This is a genomic window from Salmonella sp. SAL4457, from assembly GCF_046548235.1.
GTDB lineage: Bacteria > Pseudomonadota > Gammaproteobacteria > Enterobacterales > Enterobacteriaceae > Salmonella > Salmonella enterica.
Genome location: NZ_JBGDZO010001284.1, coordinates 1 through 238 on the forward strand (window position 1 = coordinate 1; position 238 = coordinate 238).

Here is a 238-nt window from a genome sequence, read left to right on the forward strand (position 1 = left end):
GAAGCGGACCTACCCGGACAAGTCCTCCTGGGGCTACGAGATCGGTGAGGACGGCTATGCCAAGGTCGACCCGACCCTGACCCACCCGCGCTGCGTGTTCAACCTGCTCAAGCAGCACTACAGCCGCTACACCCCGGACGTGGTGAGCAACATCTGCGGTACGCCGAAGGACATGATGCTCAAGGTCTGGGCGGAAATCGCCGAGACCTCCAAGCCGGGCAAGGTCATGACCATCATG

The 238-nt window shown here is 62.2% G+C and carries 1 protein-coding gene; it reads left to right on the plus strand.

Annotation, left to right across the window (positions count from 1 at the left end; genetic code table 11):
• Positions 1-238, plus strand: a 238-nt coding sequence (locus tag ACLJNW_RS28335; protein WP_410961975.1) for a hypothetical protein, incomplete at both ends; no start/stop codon positions are given.